Here is a 5,118-nt window from a genome sequence, read left to right as displayed (position 1 = left end):
CATTTAGGGCTGACTCCTGCAATAGGTGTCAGCCCTAATTTTTCAATCGCTCAAAAAAAGTTTAGCGGNCAGTAATATATAAAAATATGTTAAATACCCGGTTCGGGTGGCACGTTTTTTGACCATGAACTAGAACTAATAGGACTCAACGAGCAGGTTGTGATGTTTAGCGGGTTATTGAGCCGAAATGTCGCGAAAATTTTGTAACTTTCCTCTAAATCCTATTTGCCGTATATGAGGTAATATGCTTCCAAATATTGGCATAAACGATACATTGGCATATAAAGCCTCGTTCCGACAGAAATAGTAACTGCGGAATCATGATATTAAGATTGTTACTTTCCTCTACAAGCTTGGTTAGCTTATGCCAGTGTCCAACTCCTTCCGATGCGTTTGCAAATTTGCGAACCGGGCTGCGATGCACCACAAAGTTAATTACATTGCACCGGAAGGTATGTCGAATTGCCGTCAGGCCAATTTCGATTCAAGCTGTCTGATTTTTTCTTCCATCAGTCTCTGCTCTTTGAGTCTCTTGAGATAAAGGTCAATGAAATCCTCTTGCTTTGAAAGCATGTGCCATACCGCGACAAGTATCTTTCGTGCTATGGCAACCTGTATTTTCATTTTGCTCTTGTGTTTCTGAGTGACTTGAATGTAACTGAAATTGGAGAAGAAACAGTTTCGCGTTCTTGACGCAGTCCATGATATTTCGATAAGTATCTTCCGCAAGTATTTGTTGCCATGCGTGATTTTCCGGCTTTTGTAACGTCCGTTACTTACATCATTTCTCGGCTTTAATCCGCACTATCCCACCAAAGAGGCGGCTGTGGCAAACATCTTCATGTCAACACCGGTCTCCGCAATTATTGCCGTGGCGGCGCGTTCCTTGACACCTGGTATGGTCTGAAGCCGTTTGTATTCAGTGGGGAAATGAGCCTCGCATAAGGCCGTAAGTTTAGACTGGCATTCTTCGGACTGTCTGGTATATATTGCCAGCAGTTCCCAATACTGCCTGATGACGGTGATATCCGTTGTTGAGAATGAACCTGTCATGGCGGCAAGCATGGTCTCCCGGCCGTGTTTGTTGATGATGCGTCCGTGAACACATTTGATAAGTTCATCGGGGTCCGTAACACCGGAGGCGATGGACTCCACTGCCTTTCGGTAACTCTTTCCTGTAATCTTGGCGACATAGTTGCTCAGGCGGAAACCACAACGTTGCAGGGCTGCATCAAGTTTATTGGAATAGTAAGTGAGATCCTCCTGAAGGTCAAAGATGCGGCGGTTGAGCTTACGCATGTCCTGGACTATTGGCTCCGGTACAAAGCTCCCTTTAATGAGATTCTTAAGCAGACACTCCGCTATCCACTGTGCATCCCTGACATCGCTCTTGCGTCCGGGAAGTTGCCTGATGAAGTACGGATTCACCAATTTTAGCTCCATTGACTCGCAAAGCTCGTTCCATACCGGAACCCAGTAGACTGCGGTGCTTTCCATCGCAGCTTCAGTGACTCCTCTGTCAACCATATCGTTGCACATCTGGCGGAGCTCAGGGGTCAGCACTCCGTAGGTCTTTTCAAAAATAATGGCCTCGTCATGACCCATAATACAAAGATAAATGCTATCTTTGTGGACATCAAGGCCGGCTACAGTTCGATTCCTGTTCATATTTATGTANTTAGAAATTATCCTCCAAATTAATAAAATTGTGACTAGGAGCACGTAGGAGGGGACAGGAATCAAGGTGCCAGCCTTGATTTTTTATTCTGCCGGTGTAAAAATCTAGCGATTTTTATCTATATTTGCAGTTTGAAAGGGCTTATAATGCCCTGACGTCGAACATGGTTACAAGTAGATTTTTAAATAGATGCCCGATACTGCTTATGCTTGTCGCGTTTTTCGTGACGTATATCGATGTGTCGTGTTCCCATTCTCAGAAATATACCCAAATTATTTCTGATGCCGAAAGGATAGCCGATGAGCATCCTGACAGTGCATTGTCTCTTTTAGCGGCGGTTGATCCAACAGGGTTGACGCAGGATTCGATTAAGGCAAAATATTATTATGTGTTGGCTTCTGCGCATGACGGACAAAACCATATTGCTTTATCCGATTCAATGATAAGTTTTTCAAACGACTATTATAGAGGTAAGGATTTGAATCGCAGTATACGGAGCGCGACATTGTTAGCATCATATAAGTTCCGCAATGGCGAAAGAGGAACTGCTCTCAGGATGCTCGATTCGTTGTCATCACTCAGTGATGTTCCCGACAGTCTATTGATTGAGCCTTTACGTAACAGGGTCAGTTTAGGGACATATTATGGGAGTAATGAGTCTCGAATCAAACGTTTGATGGCGATTGACAAGGATGAGGACTGGCATTCCCATTATAAATACTTGCTTTATTTTGATTTCTTGTTTAGCGGTAAGAACGATTCGGCTCTTGTGGTTTTGGATGAGATTATTGGCAAGACGGCGCAAAGTGGCGAAAAAGAGATGAAATTCCGTTATGAATACGAAAAAATGGGTGTGCTTGAAGAATTGGGACGCTTTGCGGAAAGCATCAGTATGGCTGATAGTCTGATGAATGAGCCTATGGGCAGTTCAATCAAGCATTATTTTTATCTGTGGAAATCACTTGCCATGCTTAACATGCAAAATCATATTGCGGCGACAAGTGAATTGGCTAAAGCAGATAGCTTAGCAACAGCCATTTCGGAAGATGAACGAGGGTATTTCAATAGTTTTGCGTATGTCCTCCATACAGTACTCGACTATCAAAAAACGGGGAAAGTCAGCCTAATTCCGTTAGCAAGGATAAACAACAGTCAGAGGGATAATCTATTCGATGCACAGCATGTACGACAGGAGGCAGCACAGCGGGCTCTTGAGTCCGAAAATCAAAGACTAACCATTAAAGCAAAGAGTGACAGGCAGACATCTTTGTTGATTATAATAGTTCTTGTAGCCCTAATTGTTTCCGGGGCATTGATTTGGTATGCTATAAATAAAAAACGTAAGGCCCTTGAAGTACTGGAGCGAAATGAAATCCTGCAGAAATTGGTCGATGAATCAAAATCTACGCAGGCAGATTCCTCCGTAAACGAAATATTGCGCAGAGCCATGCTTCAACAGCTTGGCATAATCAAGATGGTAGCAGAGACACCGACGGAACAGAATCGGGATATGCTACGCAAAATATCCTCGGTCGAAAATGGCACGGACAAGGCTCTTGTAAATTGGGAAAATGTATATGACATGATAGATAATCTGTATTCCGGTTTCTATTCCCGGCTACATGAACAATACGGGGATATACTTACCGAAAAGGAGGAACAGATTATCGCGCTCATGGTAGCAGGATTTTCCACCAAGGAAATCAGTGTTATCACAGGACAGACCGCTGCCACTATATATGTCCGTAAATCATCGATAAGGAAGAAGCTCGGTGTGCCCGAAAAAGAAGATATTGTGGCTTTCCTTCGACAGGAAACAGAGGATTAAGACTCATTTGGATTGATGATAGCCTCATTAAGATTTTTAGATTTTGTTATCATTGATAATCAATATGTTAGTTGAGATACATTAAGACTTTTGCATTTGGTATTAAGATTGAATAAGCACTAATTTTGCGATGTGAAATCAATAAAACATATCGCAATATGAGAACAACAATCTACAGAAAAATCATGACAGCGGTATTCGCACTTCTGCTTCCTGCTGCCGCTTCCGCGCAGGAAAGTGCTGATACCATCGCAACGCAGGAACTTGACGAAATCGTCATTCAGGCACCCAAAATCATCCGCAAAGCAGATATGGATGTCCTCTATCCATCTGAAAGTGCTGTCGAAAATTCCAAAAACGGCATGCAGTTACTCAATAACCTGATGATACCCACGCTTACAGTTAACGATGTGATGGGTTCTATTTCCGCAAGTGGGCAGGCTGTTCAGGTTCGTATAAACGGTCGTGAGGCGACAGTTGAGCAGTTGCGCTCTCTTTTACCGGAGTCGATAAAGAAGGTGGAATGGATTGACAATCCCGGACTGCGCTACAACGGAGCTGCGTATGTCCTTAATGTCATTACATCCAATCCTTCGGCGGGTGGGTCTCTGATGCTCAGTGCACGACCTGCTCTGACTTCTCGGTTTGGCAATTATTATGCCGATGTGAAACTGAATATTGGTAAATCGCAATGGAGCGCGGGCACCTCCTACAAAATGACCGACGATATCAAGGCCCATCGTGACTACCACGAAACATTTACCTATACCGACGGACATTCGTTGACACGCACCGAGCAACCTCTCGGAGGTTCCGTTGACGACAACCGTGCCTCTGCTTGGCTCGCCTATAGCTACATCAAACCCGATACAACAGTGTTTTACGCCTCATTACAGGGGTTTAGAAACATCTCAGCAAAAGAAAGATACAAAGGAATGCTCCGGCTCAGCAACGACGGCAATGACATTTATCTCGACAACGGCAACGGCTCGCAAGGTACCACGCCTTCATTCTCAGCTTATTTAGAGCATCATTTTCCATATAAACAGACTGTCGTGGTCGATTTTGGAATTTCCCATTACAGCGGCCATTCGTTTTCAAACTATAGAGAACTTATGCCCGGAACCGCGAATGTGTTGACCGATGTTTCAACCTACATCATCGACCGCAATCAGGCTTACGCAGTTGAAGCTGATTACATCAAGCAGTGGAAGATGAAACGTCTTACTATAGGTGCTTTTTACAATGCTAACCGCAACCGTTCCACCTATCGAAACCTTGACAACAGCGTGTTTCATCAAAAGCAAGACAATGCCTATTTCTTTGCCGAATATTATCAGCGTATTAGGAATTTTACATTCACAGTCGGCATTGGTACACAATATACCTCATTTCATTTTCGCGAATCCAATCAAGGCAATCATTCATGGAACTTCCGACCTCAGGCATCTGTCACATATTCAATCAATTCAAATCATAGGTTTCGCTTAGGCTTCACATCATGGCAGACGGCTCCTTCATTATCCGAAACAAACATAGCACCACAGCAGATTGACGGCTTCCAGTGGCAAATCGGGAACCTAAATCTGAAAACATCAAATTCATATATCTT

The 5,118-nt window shown here is 43.7% G+C and carries 2 protein-coding genes and 1 pseudogene; 2 read left to right on the top strand and 1 reads right to left on the bottom strand.

From position 1 onward, the window contains the following. Positions 1-468 precede the first annotated feature (468 nt). A pseudogene (locus tag JX312_RS08970) lies at positions 469-1,668 on the bottom strand (IS110 family transposase). 233 nt (positions 1,669-1,901) lie between these two features. On the opposite strand from JX312_RS08970, the gene JX312_RS08965 reads away from it, so the two are divergent. Beyond that, positions 1,902-3,506: a helix-turn-helix transcriptional regulator gene (locus JX312_RS08965; protein ID WP_204457761.1), complete on the top strand. Its 1,605-nt coding sequence runs from the start codon at positions 1,902-1,904 to the stop codon at positions 3,504-3,506. 158 nt (positions 3,507-3,664) lie between these two features. Beyond that, positions 3,665-5,118, top strand: a 1,454-nt coding sequence (locus JX312_RS08960) for a hypothetical protein (protein WP_204457760.1), incomplete at its 3' end; no start/stop codon positions are given.

The sequence above is a fragment of the Barnesiella sp. CU968 genome, from assembly GCF_905219685.1.
GTDB lineage: Bacteria > Bacteroidota > Bacteroidia > Bacteroidales > Muribaculaceae > Lepagella > Lepagella muris_A.
This window is presented reverse-complemented; position numbering and strand designations above follow the sequence as displayed.